We start from the raw sequence: 16,614 nt of genomic DNA, 5'->3' as shown, positions 1-16,614 counted from the left end.
ACAACGGGCTATATTGGCTTGCGTAGCGATTAGGTCGTGTTGCGGCCTAGCCCCGGCTGGTCGCAATGCGGTAGTGCCTGGCCGCCAGACGCGCATCCAGCAGTGCGTGATGAGGCACCTGTTCTTCAGGAATGGCCCTGGCAAGGTCCAGTATCAGGTCATAGCTGTTACGGGGGGCATTACGCACATTGGCAGGCCACTTGCCATGGCGATATGCCAGTTGACTGAAGAACTCCCAATCCCATAGTGGCGCATCACAGCACACGATGACCTCCTCATCAAAGCGGGATAGAAACTGCCATAGCGCATCCCTGGCGTCCGGCACACTCATGCCATACTGCACAGGGTCCAGCTGCGGCAGCACAACTTCAATGACAAAGTCAGAGCAGTCTGCAAGGTCCCAATTCTGCGGCAATTCAACATAGAACTCGGGGCCGTCTGGAACAACCAGCGCCAGCGAAATCAGTCTGGCTTGCGCAGTAAGACTGGTGAACTCTGTATCAAGAAAAGCAAATGGCATTGCGTCACCCTGAGCTGGTGTGTGTCAGTATGTAACCATCTAGTCAGGAGAGGCTGTCGATGTCTGAACACGTTCATTTCTACGAACCCGCCAAAGGCCATGATCTGCCCCACGATCCCTTTAATGCGATCGTCGGCCCACGTCCGATTGGCTGGATTTCCTCTCACAACGAGCAGGGGCAATTGAATCTGGCGCCGTACAGTTTCTTCAATGCCTTCAACTATGTGCCGCCCATTATCGGCTTTTCCAGCATTGGCTATAAGGATAGCGTACGTAATATCGAGCGGACGGGTGAGTTCTGCTGGAACCTTGCGACACGCGCACTGGCGGAACAGATGAACACCAGCTGTGCAGCGGTAGCGCCGGAGGTCAACGAATTTGAACTGGCCGGGTTGACGACTACCCCCTCACGCGTGATCTCGGTACCACGTGTTGCCGAAACGCCGGTGGCCTTCGAATGCAAGCTCACCCAACTGATCCAGTTGCAAACCGCAGCCGGGGATTCGGTGGAAAGCTGGCTGGTGTTGGGCGAGGTGGTCGGCGTACATATCGACAGGTCACTGCTGGTCGACGGGGTCTATCAGACTGCGGCCGCACGGCCCATCCTGCGCGGGGGCGGTCCGGCAGACTATTTCGAGATTACCGAAGCGCAGCTCTTCAAGATGTACCGGCCGAAATAAATACCCCATAATTATTCAGCGCAAACGAAAAACCCCGCGCTTGGCGGGGTTTCGTTGACCTTACTCAACATCCTGTCAAGTTGCCATCCTGGCGTGGTCGTCGTCCTTGAGGTGCGATGAGCGCTTCCTGCGCTGCATTTCGATATGTGTAGATTACGCAGATGCTGCATGCAGGCCTAGCGCCAACCGACTTCTATCCGTGTAAGCCTTTTGCCATAGGTGCCGTCAGTATGGACTCGCGCTTTGGAGCCACATGGGGAAAGCGCAAGGTAAAGCAAATGTGCCGATGCTCATCCTGCTCGACGCTTGCACTTCCCCCATGCAGACGCATGATGGCTGCTACAATCGCCAGTCCAAGCCCGTTGGATTCCGAGCCATGCCGTGCCGCATCACCTCGGTAGAACCGATCAAACAAGCGTTCCAGCTGACGAGGTTCGAGCATAGGGCAGCTGTTCTCTACCTGGATCCATTGCTCCTGTCCTTTTTGCAGTGTACGGATATGGATAACGGAACCTTTGTCCGCATATCGAATGGCGTTGGCAACCAGATTGCTCAGCGCACGGCGCACCATCAACGGATCAGCTTCCAACTTCCCGTCGCCTTCAGTGCTGAGCCGCAGCTCACGCTCTTCGGCTAGCCCCTCGAAATAGTCCGCCACACGCTCCAGCTCGTCTGCAAGCGCCAGGGTTTTGTAATCCAGTACTGCCTGCGCATCATCGGCGCGGGCAAGAAACAGAATGCTTTCCACCATGCGTGAAATACGCTCCAGCTCTTCCAGATTGGAGGCGATCACACTTTGGTACTCATCCAGAGAGCGAGGTTGCTGCAACGTAACCTGGCAGATCCCCATCAGCGAACCGATAGGCGTGCGAATCTCGTGGGCAAGGTCCGCTGAGAACTGCACCAGACGCTGATAGCCATCCGCCAGCCGATCCAGCATACCGTTGAACGCCGTGGTGAGTTGATCCAACTCCTTGGGCGTATTGGCGGGATCGAGTCGACTGTTCAATCTCGCGGGTGTGATTGTTGCGGCATGGGCAGCCATTTCACGAATAGGCAGCAACCCTCTGCGCAGCAACAGATAGCCCAGAATAGCTGTCAGCAGAAACGCCAGCACTACGGCGCCCAGGATGCGCTCACGGAACGTATCAAGCATGGCCATTTCCTTGACCAGCAGATGAGCCGCCACGACACGAACCGAGGTATCCCCGGAACGGACTTCAGCCGCCGCCGCGCGCAGGGGAATATTGTTCGGCGCAACGCCACTGCGCAGGTCATCCAGACTCAATGACTCGTCACTGCCGACCACAGGCAAATCCGGCAGTATGGCCTGCTTGGGATTGACCATGACGATAGACTGCCCCTGCTGGCTGATGATGAAGACATCATCCTCATTACCCAGCATGTTTTCGAACAGCTGCGGATTGCGCTGCAGATCCGCAAGATTCAGGTCATACCTCAACAGCTTGCGAAAATGGTCGACCCGCCCAAGTACGGCATAATCACTGCGCTCCAGTAGCGTGTGTTTCAACGAGCCGTACAGATAAACGCCCACGCCGCCTACGGTCAGCATGGCGACAACCGCAAAGGCCAGAGTTGCCCGAAGGGTTAGAGAGGGCTGTCTTCGGATGCGCATGGCCGAGCCTCACAGACGTAGCCAATGCCGCGTACCGTATGAATAAGTTTGATGGGATAGGGTTGATCGATCTTGCTGCGTAGTCGCTTGATGGCCACATCCACCACATTGGTGTCGCTATCGAAATTCATGTCCCACACCTCCGACGCGATCAGAGTACGCGAGAGCACCTCACCTTCACGGCGCAGCAGCAGATGCAACAATGCGAACTCCTTGTTGGTCAGCGTAATCACCTGCTGCTGCCGCGTAACGCGCCGCCTGAGCAGATCCAGCTCCAGATCTGCCAGGTGGTAGTGGTCGACCTCACGGACAACGCCACGCCTGAGCAACGTACGGATGCGCAACACCAGCTCGGTAAACGAAAACGGCTTGACCAGATAGTCATCCGCGCCCAGCTCAAGGCCGCGGATACGGTCCTGTACCTGATCGCGGGCAGTAAGAAACAGGACGGGCACGTCGTGCTTCTTGCGCAGCACCTCCATGATCTGCCAACCGTCGATGCCAGGCAGCATGACGTCCAGAATGATCAGGTCATAATGATGCTCAAGCGCCATGTGCAGACCGTCCGCTCCATGCTGGGCCCAGTCCACTACATAGCCGGACTCACCCAGCCCTTTCTTCAGGTACTCGCCGGTTTTCGTGTCGTCTTCAATCAGTAATAGGTGCACAGTTGCTCTCCTGCGATCAGTCAATTCTAACGAGCACGACGACGACGGTGGATTACATTTTTGTCATTCGCCCGTCATCTTCATGACCCCTTCCCTGCGCGAGCATGGCTCCTGCAACCTATCCCAGAAGGATTCGCCCATGACCAAGAATCTGTTATCCACTGCCCTAGGTACCTTGTTACTGGGCAGCACGCTGCTTGTCCATGCCGCCACGCCCGCCGGCGCCGCCATGCCGACTGTCAAGCCGGTTCGCGGAACGGTAGATGCCGTGCAATCCAACACGCTGGACCTCACCACTCGCAATGGCCAGCACCTGTCGGTTGCGTTGACTGACAAGACATCTTATCGCCTGGTCTCTCCGGCCAAACTGGACGCAATCGAGCCCAACAGCTTTGTAGGTTCCGCCGCCATTCCGCAGCCGGACGGCAGCCTCAAGGCACTGGAAGTCACCGTATTTGAAGCTAGCCTGCGGGGTACTGGCGAAGGCCATTACGGATGGGAAAACGCTGATGGCTCTTCCGGTACCATGACCAACGGTACTGTTGGAGAACTCAAGAATGCCAACGGCCGCACCCTGACAGTGCAGTACAAGGGCGGCGAAAAGCAGTTGCATGTGCCTGAAGATGTGCCGATTGCCTATGTAGAACCCGGCAAGGCGGACGAACTCAAGCCTGGAACCAAGATCGTGTTGTTTCCTGATGCTGATGGCAAGACGGCCAAAGGCGTTGCGATCGGTAAAGACGGCTATACCCCACCCATGTAGCCCAGCTGAGGCGCACCGGAGCGGTGCGCCTACCCTCCTACCGGGAGATGACCCATGACGCATCCGACTACCACGCGGCGGCTGGTGCATGCCTGGCCGGTACGCCTGACTCACTGGATCAACGCCCTTGCCATGCCCTGCATGTTTTTGAGCGGATGGGGTATCTACAACGCCTCACCGCTATTCGGGTTCGCCTTTCCGACCTGGGCTACCTTGGGCGGCTGGCTGGGTGGCTCCATTGCCTGGCATTTCGCGGTCATGTGGGTCTTGGTGATTAATGGCGCCCTCTATGTGCTGTACAGCCTCGCCAGCCGACACTTTCGTCGGGACTTGTTGCCCATAGGCGCTCGGGCCTTTCGCCAGGACCTCATGGATGCGCTGCGCTTTCGGTTAGCCCATCGACTGGGGACGTATAACGCTGTGCAGCGGCTGATGTACTGGTTCGTACTGGCCATGGGCGCTCTGGTCGTACTGTCGGGTCTTGCAATCTGGAAGCCCGTACAGTTGCAGGCCCTGGCCACTCTGTTCGGTGGATTTGACCGGGCACGCTATGTCCACTTCCTTGCCATGGCTGGGATCGGCGGGTTTGTGATTATCCACCTTGCCCTCGTCATGCTTGTCCCTCGCACCTTTCTTCCGATGATTACCGGTCGGGTCAAGGAGACGCATCATGAGTGAGCGCAAAACCAGAATTTATCTTGAGCCAGCGCAGCGTACGCAAGTGGTTAACCTGCAGCGTCGACTGTTCCTGCGCTCCGGTCTTACCGTCGGCGCCATGGCCATGCTGACCGGCTGTAATCTGCAGGATGGCGATCAGGTAGACAAGGTACTCTGGGCCCTGTCCCGTTGGAATGATCGGGTTCAGGCCTGGTTGTTTGGCGGCCAGCGTCTGGCGCCGGTCTACCGGGAAGACCAGATCACTCACCCCTTTCCTTTCAACGCCTTTTACCCTGAATACAACGTTCCTGATGTAGACCTGAGCGATTATCGCCTTGAGGTCTCGGGGCTCGTACAAAAGAAGCAGCCCTGGACGCTGGAAGCGCTGCGGCGACTTCCTCAGCGCAGCGACATTACTCGGCTGATCTGTATCGAAGGTTGGAGTGCCATTGGTCAGTGGAGTGGCGTACCGCTCAAAACCTTTCTCGAACACATCGGTGCTGATACTACGGCAAAGTATGTTGCCTTCAAGTGTGCCGACCGCTATTACTCCAGCATCGACATGGCCACTGCCCTTCACCCTCAAACCCTTCTGGCACTGGACTTTGGCAAGACACCGTTGCCGCCCGATTACGGCTACCCGCTTCGCCTGCGCGTACCTACCAAGCTGGGCTTCAAGAACCCCAAGCATATTGGCGAGTTGTTTGTTACCAACCAATACCCAGGAGGGTACTGGGAAGATCAGGGCTACAATTGGTTCAGCGGTATTTGAAACCCAGCATTCTGCCCTTATATTAAGAGCCAGCCATATGATGCGTACCGTATTTGCCTTTGCGCCGGTACGCCTCTTTTCAGCGTCATGCTGCGCTTGTACGGGTTAACGCCCTTATTCCTAGAACAATCCCAATACCGCCTAGGCTGGCATCAACCAGGTCTGAACCTGTCGTACGTCGACGGCCCGATTCAAGTATCGGACAGCCGTGCCGTCATAGAGCATATGGGCATCGAGCTTTCAGACCTGATAAATCAATCATGCCGCTCCTGAACAAGAGCGCAGCATTGTTGCTGAAAAGACCGACCGGGCCTTATTTATCCAACGTCTTTTCAAAGGTTATTTCATGCACAACTTACTCGCCTCGAAGAACGCGCGCTATTACGCACTCGCGCTAGTCTTCCTATTTTGCGGCACGCTGGCACTGTTCGGCCTGCTAGGTTTTTTCGACCCCTTCAAAACGCATCATCTGATGCTGAACAGTGCAGATAACCGCAGCGACATCATCATCTGGATGCTGCGCAAAGTATCCTGGTTCCTGTTCATGGCGGTGTCTTTCAGCGGATCACTTCTGTTCCTGGATGCAGCGGTTACGCCAGCAACCGCCACGTCCGACAAGTAATCAGCGACGCGCAGAGACCAGTCGGATGCGGGTGATTTCTGAGGGCGCGCCAAAGCGAATCGGAGGCCCCCAATAACCTGTGCCCCGGCTGATATAGACACAAAGCCTTCCCAGCCGATGGATACCGGCCACCCACGGCTGCTGGAAACGCACAAAATGCATCCACGGCCAGAACTGCCCTCCATGGGTATGTCCGGAAAGCTGAACATCAAACCCCGCCTCGGCTGCCAGCTTTGCTGAGCGTGGCTGGTGGGCCAGAAGAACCTTGGGCACGTTGTTCGGCGCACCCTGGAGCGCTGCCTGCGGATCGCTTTTGTGCTGCGGCACAAACATTCCGGCGGAATAATCCGTAATTCCCGCCAGCACCAGCTCAGCCCCGTTGTGAGCAATCACCACGTGCTCGTTGAGCAGCACCCTGAGCCCCATATGTTTCAAGTGGCTTACCCACTCCAAAGCACCTGAGTAGTACTCATGATTGCCTGTCACCACGTACACACTGTAACGGCCTTTTAGTTCGGCCAGTGGCTGAATGTGCTCGGCCAACTGCTTTACAGAGCCGTCGACGAGATCCCCTGTTACCGCGACGACATCGGCCTCAAGACGGTTTACACGTTGAACGATGGCAGAAATATAAGACCGGTGAATTGTCGGTCCGACATGGATATCGCTGATCTGAGCGATCGTAAAACCTTCCAGGGCTTCCGGCAGGTCTTCGATGGGTAATTCAACGTCAACGACGTTTGCAATTCGTCGTGCATTGAAGACGCCCAGCACCGTGAAAAGCAGCACCAGACCTACGACTGCCTCGGCAGAGCGCTCTGTGACCGCCTCGGACAGCGCGCCAGGAAATAACATGAGCACAGCGATCAGCACACCGCGCAACAGGCTTAGCACGGCCAGGCTGGAAAATATTCCCATAGCCAATAGACCTGCCCAGGCCAGCCAGGGCATGCGCAAACTGCGCGAGCGAAACCCTAATGGCACCAGGTAGCAGGACAGCGCCAGCAAAAGCGCGGCAAGCAACTGCCCTACATCGTTAAGCGGCAGATGGGGAATCAGCGTCACGCCGACATAAACATGAAGCAAAATCAGGATGACCGGCATCGTCCAGCGTGAGCGAAACATTTAAAGATCCTGTTCTAGAGCATTCAGGTAAGACCACAACGTTGCGGAAACATAACCGCGTTATAGGCAGCACACCAGCAGAAAGCCGCTGATAGAAACCGGTTCCATGGTTGCAACAAACGACCGGCCTTCTGTTTCCCTGGTCTGTAGGAGACTTCAATAGAACCTATGCCCGTTCGCGTTGTTCTTTATCCAAGGCTTAAACCCCAAGGAGACAGGCCATGAGCAACAACATTGAAGGCAAGATCGTTGTGATTACCGGTGCCAGTAGCGGGCTGGGCGAGGCAACGGCCCGACAGTTAAGTCAGATGGGCGCAACCGTTGTTTTGGGCGCGCGCCGCCTGGAGCGTATCCAGGCCTTGGCTGATGAAATCAATGGCAACGGCGGCAAGGCGCTTGCCATGAAGACTGACGTCACCGACAGTGCACAGGTCAAGGCACTGGTCGAAAAAGCCATCGCCACCTATGGCCGCGTCGACACCCTGTTGAACAACGCAGGACTCATGCCGCACTCCCCGCTTGAGCGGCTCAAGATCGAAGACTGGGACCGCATGATCGACGTCAACGTCAAAGGTGTGCTTTACGGCATTGCTGCGGTACTGCCCTACATGTCCGAGCGCAAGGCCGGTCATATCATCAACGTATCGTCAGTAGCCGGACACAAGGTGCGCGCTGGCAGTACAGTCTACTCTGCGACCAAGCATGCCGTACGCATCATCTCCGAAGGACTACGCCAGGAGGTGAAGCCCTACAACATCCGCACCACCATCATTTCTCCAGGCGCAGTTGCTACAGAGCTGCCAGACAGCATCACCGAGCAGGACGTCGCCGAAAACGTCCGCAAATTTTATGAAATCGCTATTCCGGCCGACTCCTTTGCGCGAGCCGTCGTCTATGCCATGAGCCAGCCGGATGATGTAGACATCAACGAGATTCTCTTCCGTCCTACGCTTCAGGACTACTGACACTGCTCCACTGGGGTCTTGCCCGCAAGACCCTGTTTCGCCCTGCGCTATCCCGTCAGTTTTTTTGACGTCCTGCCTAGCTGTGCCACAATTTCCATCTTTACCGCTTACGCCCTGACTGAGATTGCCCGTTTCGTCTGGGCCAGACCAGACGTTCCGGTGCACGAATCACTTATAAATAACATTAGAAGGTTTGGTATGGAGGACATCTCCCCCCAATGGCGCATGGCAATCGATTTGGAGCGCTGTATCGGTTGTCATGCCTGCTCGGTCGCCTGCAAGGTCGAAAACCAAGTGGAACTTGGCCACTTCAGAACCAAGGTCTATTACTACGACCAAGGCGAGTTTCCTCACACACAGCGCAGCTTTCTTCCGGCCTTGTGCATGCAGTGCGCCGATGCACCCTGTATCAAGGCGTGCCCTACGCATTCCATCGAAAAGGGCAAGGACGGCATTGTTCGAATCAACGTGGATACGTGTGATACCTGGGGCAGCTGCGTAACCGCCTGCCCATACGGCGCCCTGCACATTGATCCGGTCCAGTGGGTCGCCGACAAGTGCGACTTCTGTAGCCACCGCCTGGAACAGGCCATGCAGCCTGCCTGCGTCGAAGCCTGCCCAACCGGCGTACTGGTCTTTGGTGATCTCAGCGATGCAGCAAGCCCTGTCGCGCAGTTCTACCAGAAGCGCGGAGCCGAGCTGGCCAGCCTCAAGCCTGAACAGGCCACTCAGCCGCAAGTTCTCTACCGAGGACTGGATCGCGTTGCGCCTCGTGCCATCGAGACCAAGCTACCACACGGACGCAACCACGACCCGCATTCCTACGAGATCGATACGTGGGCGGAGCTCGGTACGCCTACCTGAACACGCTTGCGTCCTGTCCCTTTTCGAGCATGAATCAATGAAACGTCGCACGTTCATCAAATCCGGAATGGCAGCGCTCGCGCAGCTTAAACTGGGTGAATACATCTATCTGGGCGTATGTACCGCCGTTGGTGCCGGTGGTGTCGCTGCCGCCCTGGCCATGGATCCACCGCCCCGCAAGACCAGGCATGACTACAGTCAGGCCAAACGCGTCAAAAGCGTATGCCTGAACTGCTCCACCGTATGCGGTATCGAAGGCTTTGTCATTGATAACCAGGTCGTCAAGATTCGTGGCAACCCTCTCGATCCAAACATGGGTAGCTACATGACCTGTGCCAAGGGTCAGAGCGGGCCGACGATCAATGACTATCCCGAGCGACTGCTTTATCCTCTGAAGCGGGCGGGCGCTCGGGGCGAAGGCTTATGGCAACGGATTAGCTGGGACGAAGCTTATACAGAGATTGCCTCGCGCATTCAGCGCAGTATCGATGCAGGGCACCCCGAACGGGTCGCCTTGCATGCCGGACGCTCTCGCATCGATGCGGAAATTAAGCGTTTTTTAGGCGCTATAGGCTCACCCGTGCAGCTCAACCATCGCGCCTTGTGCTCGGCCAGCAAGCGCGGCGCCAACTACATCAGCCTGGGCGACACCGACTGGGAGTCCATCGATGCCGAGCGCTGCCGATACTTTCTAAACTTCGGCTCCAATTTTTATGAGGCCCACCAAGGCGGTCTGCATTTGGCCAAGCGTGTGGCAACCGCCCGCTTCGATCATGGTGCCAAACTCGTAACCTTCGACGTTCGCCTATCCAACACTGCTGGCCGCAGCGATGAGTGGCACGCGCCTTTTCCAGGTACCGAGGGTGCCATTGCACTCGCCATGGGCCATGTCATCATGCGCGAGGGTGAATATGACCGCAGGTTCATGGAGCACTTCGTCAACCTGAGCCTGAAAGAAGTCCATGCCTTCCTTGCCCCTTACACGCCTGAATGGGCGGCCCAGCAGTCAGGGATCGCCGCCAGCGACATCGAACGCCTTGCACTTGAATTTGCTCGCCAGCGCCCCGCTGCTGTGGCGTTTACCAACCGGGGGACAGGCGCCCATTACAATGGACTCAATGCTGAACGCGCCGTGGTCATGCTCAATGCCCTGGTTGGCGCTGTAGGCCAGCCGGGTGGTTACTGCTATGGCCTGGAAGAAAAGCTCAGCGCCACTCGCTATCCGCAGCCGCAACCTGTGCCGTCCAAGCCGAAGCTGAGAACGGATCTGGAAGATCCACCCGAGTGGCCACTGGCCAACCGCTGGCAGGAGATGAAGGTGGGCCAGATTGTGTATGACTACATCCGCCAAGGCCGCGCCAAGGTTGATGTGTATCTATCCTATACGATCAGCTCCCCCATGACCTGGCCTGAGGGCCGCTCGACAACGGTCGAGGTGCTCAAGGATGAATCCCTGATCCCTTTTCATGCCTGCTCCGACGTAGTTTATTCAGAGATGGCCCATTACGCCGATTTGATCCTGCCGGATGCGACCTATCTGGAGCGCTGGGGGCTTGATACCCGTAACAGCCTGGAACTCCAGCACTTCGTTACCTTGCGTCAACCCATGGTGCAGCCGCCGGGCGAGGCACGTAGCTATGCCGATGTGCTGTTTGATATTGGCCGACGCCTCGGCCCGGAACAGGCCAGATACTTTCAGTTTGGTGACCATGAGGCGTTTGTCCGACACCAATGCGCCAACATACCGGCTGGCGAAGAAGCTGATGGCTTCGAGTACATGAAAAAGCATGGCGTATACGTCGACCGCAGCGCTCCGAAAAGCTACGAGGTACATCGCCGTCGCCTCACGCCTGAACAGCTCCGCAACACGAGAGTCGACGAAGCCACGCAGGTCATCTATACGGCGAATACGGCCGGCCAGGAAAGTGCTATTGGCCTAATGATCAAAGAGGACGGGATTCGCACAGCAGTCAGAGGTTTCCAGACACCCTCTCGCAAATTCGAGCTGTACTGTCCGGAGCTGGTCAAGGTCGCTACGACACTCGGCATTACCGATGACGGTCTGCCCAGTTATATCCCTATTCCTGCGCACCAGAACCTGCCGGAAGACCGGTTCATCCTGACCAGCTTCAAATGGAATGTGCATACTCAGGCCCGGACAGCCAATCAGAAATACCTGACGGAAATCGTCCATGACAATCCCATGTGGATCAATGCATCCACTGCCGCGTCACTTGGCCTTAAAACCGGCGACTGGGTTGAATTGACCACCTACCGCCCGGTCAGCGGCCCGCATGGTGACCAGGCCTATAAGGGGACAGGTGAGCCTGTAGGCTCCGAGCGTGTTCGTATTTTCGTAACCCAGGGCATACATCCTCGCGTGTTTGCGGTATCCAATAGCCTTGGCTATCTCGTATCGGGTCGCGCTGCCCTTGCACGTCAGGGCGAGCGCAATACCGAAGCGACACTTGGCCAGCAGGGTTATGGAGGGACTCCAGAACAGGATGACCTAAGCACCTCGCTCTGGTGGGATGAGCGCCAGGAGGGCCGCGGTAACGGTTACAACGTGAACCGAATTATTCCCATCAACCCACAACCGCTCATTGGTAACCAGGCTTGGTTCGATACGGTTTGTACGATTCGCAAAGTCGATGGTAGAGAAGCGTGAAAAGGTAGGCAGGGCCTAAGCCATGCCACAACGCAGGCGACAATGCGTTCATGGACATCGCGATAAATAACTAATAGAGTCTAATCGGTACGGCCTTGCTTATAACCAAAAGCTATGGCAAGGCTGTCTCGACTGCAATCCATTCTGGCTTCAACACCTTAAGCTGTACCTTGCCGTAGTTATGCTTCCCTGCGTTTCCCTCTAGCATTCATACGCCTCGTCCCGCTCGACAGTTTGACTAGCCATCAACCCTTTCCCGCAGGTTGATCCGCCTTACCATGAATACCGTTTATCTCGTTCTGATTCTGCTACTGGTAGCGTCTGCAACCGGTGTGGCTGCCCGCTTCCTACCCGTACTTCCGACACCGCTGGTTCAAATCGCATTTGGTGCCTTGCTGGCCTGGCCTGCTGGCGGTCTGCATGTGGAACTTGAGCCTGAAATCTTCATGCTGCTCTTTATTGCTCCGCTTCTCTTTGCCGATGCGCGACGCTTCCCGCAAAGGGAGTTCATGATTCTGCGAGGTCCTATCCTGGCGCTGGCCCTGGGTCTGGTGCTTATGACGGTGGTTGGTGTCGGCTATGTCGTGCATTGGATATTCCCTCACCTGCCCTTGCCCGTCTGCTTTGCGCTCACTGCCATTCTGTCCCCCACCGATGCCGTGGCGGTGTCCGCCATTTCCGGTCGTCTCCCCGTTCCGCCGCGGCTCATGCATATCCTCGAAGGCGAATCGTTGATGAACGATGCCTCAGGCCTTGTGGCGTTCAAGTTTGCAGTTGCGGCAGCGCTTACCGGCGCGTTTTCCATCATGGATGCCACTGTGGGCTTCTTCATGATCTCGATAGGTGGTCTCGTCATCGGCGCGGCCATGGCCTTTGTTTTCAACTTCATCAGAACGCGCCTGATCGAGCGCCGACTGGGCGAAGCTTCAACGATCCAAATCGTGCTTCTACTGCTTCTGCTGCCCTTTGCAGCTTATCTGGTGGCTGAGCATTTCAATATGTCGGGCATCCTGTCCGCCGTAGCTGCGGGGATGGTCATTAACTATAAGGACCTGAAACGTCAGGACCAGACCAGCTCACGCATTCAAACGCGCAGCGTTTGGGACATGCTTGAGTTTGTGCTCAACGCCCTGGTCTTCCTGCTCCTAGGTTTTCAACTACCCGAAATTATCGAGGGTGCTCTGCACTATGCGGAGCAGAATGGCGGTACGCTCGAATTCTTCAAGCTGCTGGGTCTGGTCGGCCTGATTTCCCTATCATTGTTTGCCATGCGTTTTGTCTGGATTCTAGGCGCAGCCCACCTGCCTCGCCTGCTGTCCAGGCGTGAAGCCAGACCCAGGGTATCGATGCGCGTTATTCTTGCGGGTAGCCTGGCTGGTATTCGAGGCACGGTAACCTTGGCAGCAGCGCTCTCCTTACCGGTTGCAATGAATGATGGCACTCCCTTTCCAGCACGAGAGCTACTTATCTTCCTGGCTACCGGCGTCATTATGTTTACCTTGATTTCCGGCAGTATCGGCCTTCCCCTGGTGCTTCGGAATCTACACTTGCCAAAGGACACCAAGGCGTATGAAGAGGAGCGAACAGCCCGCATTCGCGGCGCTGAAGCGGCTATTCGTCGAATTGAAAGCTACCGTCAGGAAAAAGCCAAGAAACTGGCCGAGCACAAGGGTGATGAAGAAATCATCATTGCGTTCAATGACGTTACGCTCCAATTGATGGACTACTACTACAAGCGACTGGAAATCAATAATGTCGAACTCTCCACACCTGTCCTGGAAAGTCGCCGGGAGCTGGAGCGTGAAACCCGTCTGGAAGCATTGAAAGCTGAGCGCCATGAGTATTACAAGTTGCGCAGCAAGCACATTATCAATGACAACACCTTACGCAAGCTCGTGCGTGAGGCAGACCTGCTTGAGACAGCTCTGGGCAACAACGCTGAGAAATCTCATTAAATATCGGTGACACTGATATCCCGTGGGAGCCTGAACCGGTCCTGCGGGGTTGCCGGTAACCATTGGATTTTCTTAAGGCAAATAAAAACCCCGCCGAGGCGGGGTTGTCAGTAATGCGGTTCTAACGGTGCTGACTAAGCTCATAGGAGGTGATGAGATTGCAGTTTCAAGATATCCCATCCAACCAAAACAAAAGCTGAACAGCCTTTAATCTTCTAGGGTGAGCCAAACGTGCAGACATCAAGGCGTTATCTGAGCGCTTTGGAACCTAGATCAAAATGATATAAAGGCAATTAGCCATTACTACTGGCCCTGTGATCTAATAATTCACTGTTTATTGTGGAATGGAAGATCATCTTGAGTTTCACTCATGCCAGCAAGGATGCCAGCGAGTTTCGTATCGACAGTGCTGTAACAGCTATTGATTCAGCACGTTTTCAGGCACATGCCTCTGAGGTTTGTCGTCTGGCCCTAGTGCTAGATGGCAGTATTCACCCTGAATACGCAGGCAAGGCTCGTTACCTGATAGACCGGTTGATTCAGATCGACACAGAACTTGAAGCGCTGGTCGAATCTGCCAAGGCGCTGATAGCCGAATCCAGAAACTATCAACGCCCAAAGCCGATCCCTGATCATGTAGAGCCGCCTTTGCAACCAGGACTGGACATACGTCCCTTCTCAGACGGCAGACGACTCGACTGAACTCAGGACGTTGCGGCGCGCATGGTGGGGCCTGGCTTGGGTAACACCCGCTTGCGCCATGTCGCCAGTTTTTCAAGCGTAATGCAATCCTGCCAGTCAGCGAGCGCAACGCCTTGGTCAGCCAAGCGCTCACGTAAATCCTTCAGGTAATGATGCAGGACGATGGGGTTGCTGAAATAAGCACTGTTCAACGGCTCGGAACTGAACAGGATGCCATTTTCCTTATCGTGAACCATGAAGCTGAAAGTTCTGTACGCCTCACCTTGTTTAAAGACGCAGCGAAGAGGCGCCAGGGCGTATCGGATCTTTCCACAAATGGCTTCGTAACGTAAATGTTGCATAGGTCCCTGCCCAACTACAGATAACTAGGTTGCGCAAAGACCTTACAGATGAGAATTAGTTCAATTTAAACAACAAACTAGGCTGTAATCTTATAGCAAACTCTCATCTATGGCATGCAGATTATGCCTGATGAAAAGGCTCACGGTTCGCCTGAACCTGATTTCTGCCGTCACGTTTGGCACGGTAAAGTGCCTGATCCGCGTTCATGATAAGTTTCTTGCCGGAACACTCATCGCCACGACTAGGTACATACGCATGCACACCGCAGCTGACCGTTACATAGCCGGTTGGATTACCAGGATGCGCCAGCTTGAGCTCTCGTACGTTTTCACGAATCCGCTCCGCAACCAGAACGGATCCATCCAGATCACTTCCTGGTAGAAGTACCGAAATTTCCTCGCCACCATAGCGAACAGCAACGTCGCTGGGGCGGTTGAGGCTTTTCTGGATGGCTTTGGCGACACGTTGCAGGCAATCGTCACCGCCTGGATGACCAAAGAGATCGTTATACGTCTTGAAGTAGTCGATATCGATCATGATCAGACCGACCGGATGAGAATAACGAAGCGCGCGTCCCAGCTCCGCAGGCAGCAACGTATCCAAATACCGTCTATTGGCGAGACCAGTCAGACCATCGTGCATGGCCAGCTTTTCAAGTTCCTGTTTGGCACCGACCAGATCAGCCTCTGCCTGTATGCCATGTTGAATCTGCCTGAGCAGTAAAAGCCCGAACATTGTCATGCCCAACAGCATCAGCGCCACCATGGCAACGGCTCTGCGCGTCTCGTCAGTCCAATTAGCCAGAACAGCTTTTTTGGACAAGGCGGCACCCATCACCAATGGATAACGCTCTAACTGGCGATAACCATACATGCGCTCAACGTTATCCACGGACGCGCGGACCACCGCGACACCTACAGGTGCGCCGGGAAGATAATTACTGAAAATCGGACCTTGCTGAATGCTTTTGTTAACGTATTCATCTTTAAAAGGTCGTCGGGCGATGATCGAGCCATCGGTCAGGGCAAGAAAAATCGCGCCCTCGTCATCAAGCTTGAAACTGTCATAGAACTGTTGGAAATAGCTCATCTTGACCGTAGCCAACACGATGCCACCAAAGCTTCCATCAGGCTTGTTGAAACGCCGCGAGATCGGAATGATCCAGTTGTTGGAAGAGCGGCTGCGCACGGCATGATCAATGTGCGGCGTTAGATTGAAATTGGAGACATGCTGCTTGAAGTAGTTACGGTCCGCATTGTTGCTATTGGCCGGTATCGTCGGAAAGGATGTCGCCAGCCAATTGCCCTTCTCATCATAGACGAACAACCCCTCGAGCTGTGGAAGGTCCTGCACATGCCGCCTGAGCAGCATACTCATCCGAGTCATGTGCTGGGCGCTGGTGCCATCTATTTCCATACGCTCCTGCAAACCGAGCAGTACGGCATCAGCCTCGGTGAACGTATCTTCAGCATGCTGGGCCAAGGACTTTGCAAGGTTGGAGGTCATGACCTCGCCTTCGCTGATCTGGACATTTCGCGAATTCCAGACCTGCCAAGCCGTCAATGCCACCATTGACAGGCAAACCGTGACCAAAAAGAGAATCGTCAGGAGCTGTAGCGGTAACCGCTTGGCCTTCGAGTCGTACCCATTTTCGAAATCAAGCATATCTAGGCAA

Annotated in this window: 16 protein-coding genes; 10 read left to right on the top strand and 6 right to left on the bottom strand. The window is 55.5% G+C overall.

The window, feature by feature from the left end:
* Positions 1-46: 46 nt before the first annotated feature.
* Positions 47-520, bottom strand: coding sequence for a 3'-5' exoribonuclease (locus JQR90_RS09800; RefSeq protein ID WP_073449713.1), 474 nt, complete (start codon positions 518-520; stop codon positions 47-49).
* A 59-nt stretch (positions 521-579) separates the two neighbouring features.
* On the opposite strand from JQR90_RS09800, the gene JQR90_RS09795 reads away from it, so the two are divergent.
* Positions 580-1,200, top strand: coding sequence for a flavin reductase family protein (locus JQR90_RS09795; RefSeq protein WP_010798279.1), 621 nt, complete (start codon positions 580-582; stop codon positions 1,198-1,200).
* A gap of 193 nt (positions 1,201-1,393) precedes the next feature.
* Here JQR90_RS09795 and JQR90_RS09790 read toward each other — a convergent pair whose 3' ends face one another.
* On the bottom strand, positions 1,394-2,830 hold the full coding sequence (locus tag JQR90_RS09790; protein WP_073449764.1) for a heavy metal sensor histidine kinase: 1,437 nt from the start codon (positions 2,828-2,830) through the stop codon (positions 1,394-1,396).
* A complete protein-coding gene (locus JQR90_RS09785) occupies positions 2,809-3,504 on the bottom strand; it encodes a heavy metal response regulator transcription factor (protein ID WP_010798277.1) in 696 nt (231 codons plus the stop codon). The genes JQR90_RS09790 and JQR90_RS09785 overlap by 22 nt, the downstream gene beginning before the upstream one ends.
* 139 nt (positions 3,505-3,643) lie before the next feature.
* Between JQR90_RS09785 and JQR90_RS09780 the strand changes: the two genes are divergently transcribed.
* From JQR90_RS09780 to JQR90_RS09765, 4 genes are all read left to right on the top strand, one after another.
* Positions 3,644-4,267, top strand: coding sequence for a hypothetical protein (locus tag JQR90_RS09780; RefSeq protein ID WP_010798276.1), 624 nt, complete (start codon positions 3,644-3,646; stop codon positions 4,265-4,267).
* 54 nt (positions 4,268-4,321) lie between these two features.
* Positions 4,322-4,945 (top strand): cytochrome b/b6 domain-containing protein, encoded by a 624-nt coding sequence (locus JQR90_RS09775; RefSeq protein ID WP_010798275.1) that lies wholly within the window; start codon positions 4,322-4,324, stop codon positions 4,943-4,945.
* On the top strand, positions 4,938-5,696 hold the full coding sequence (locus tag JQR90_RS09770) for a molybdopterin-dependent oxidoreductase (RefSeq protein ID WP_010798274.1): 759 nt from the start codon (positions 4,938-4,940) through the stop codon (positions 5,694-5,696). The genes JQR90_RS09775 and JQR90_RS09770 overlap by 8 nt, the downstream gene beginning before the upstream one ends.
* Positions 5,697-6,042: 346 nt before the next feature.
* Positions 6,043-6,318: a hypothetical protein gene (locus tag JQR90_RS09765; RefSeq protein ID WP_010798273.1), complete on the top strand. Its 276-nt coding sequence runs from the start codon at positions 6,043-6,045 to the stop codon at positions 6,316-6,318.
* Here JQR90_RS09765 and JQR90_RS09760 read toward each other — a convergent pair whose 3' ends face one another.
* The gene (locus tag JQR90_RS09760; protein WP_434139969.1) at positions 6,319-7,443 is read right to left on the bottom strand and encodes a metallophosphoesterase; all 1,125 of its coding nucleotides are present in this window, start codon (positions 7,441-7,443) and stop codon (positions 6,319-6,321) included.
* 221 nt (positions 7,444-7,664) lie between these two features.
* Between JQR90_RS09760 and JQR90_RS09755 the strand changes: the two genes are divergently transcribed.
* From JQR90_RS09755 to JQR90_RS09735, 5 genes are all read left to right on the top strand, one after another.
* Positions 7,665-8,408: an SDR family oxidoreductase gene (locus JQR90_RS09755; RefSeq protein ID WP_010798271.1), complete on the top strand. Its 744-nt coding sequence runs from the start codon at positions 7,665-7,667 to the stop codon at positions 8,406-8,408.
* Between the two features lie 198 nt (positions 8,409-8,606).
* A complete protein-coding gene (locus JQR90_RS09750) occupies positions 8,607-9,272 on the top strand; it encodes a 4Fe-4S dicluster domain-containing protein (RefSeq protein ID WP_083397921.1) in 666 nt (221 codons plus the stop codon).
* 37 nt (positions 9,273-9,309) lie between these two features.
* A complete protein-coding gene (locus JQR90_RS09745) occupies positions 9,310-11,940 on the top strand; it encodes a molybdopterin-containing oxidoreductase family protein (protein ID WP_434139968.1) in 2,631 nt (876 codons plus the stop codon).
* Between the two features lie 278 nt (positions 11,941-12,218).
* Positions 12,219-13,895 carry a Na+/H+ antiporter gene (locus tag JQR90_RS09740; protein WP_434140767.1) on the top strand — a complete coding sequence of 559 codons (1,677 nt, stop codon included), beginning with the start codon at positions 12,219-12,221 and terminating at the stop codon, positions 13,893-13,895.
* Positions 13,896-14,252: 357 nt separating this feature from the next.
* Entirely contained in the window at positions 14,253-14,597 is a 345-nt protein-coding gene (locus tag JQR90_RS09735) for a hypothetical protein (RefSeq protein ID WP_434140766.1), read from the top strand.
* A gap of 2 nt (positions 14,598-14,599) precedes the next feature.
* On the opposite strand, the gene JQR90_RS09730 is transcribed toward JQR90_RS09735, so the two are convergent.
* Together JQR90_RS09730 and JQR90_RS09725 are read right to left on the bottom strand one after the other, a co-directional pair.
* Positions 14,600-14,833, bottom strand: coding sequence for a hypothetical protein (locus JQR90_RS09730; protein WP_037030230.1), 234 nt, complete (start codon positions 14,831-14,833; stop codon positions 14,600-14,602).
* Between the two features lie 226 nt (positions 14,834-15,059).
* Positions 15,060-16,604, bottom strand: a complete 1,545-nt coding sequence (locus JQR90_RS09725) for a sensor domain-containing diguanylate cyclase (protein ID WP_434140765.1) — start codon at positions 16,602-16,604, stop codon at positions 15,060-15,062.
* Between the last annotated feature and the right edge of the window lie 10 nt (positions 16,605-16,614).

It is taken from the genome of Pseudomonas sp. JZ114 (genome assembly GCF_051027705.1).
Taxonomy (GTDB): Bacteria; Pseudomonadota; Gammaproteobacteria; order Pseudomonadales; family Pseudomonadaceae; genus Chryseomonas; species Chryseomonas luteola.
This window is presented reverse-complemented; position numbering and strand designations above follow the sequence as displayed.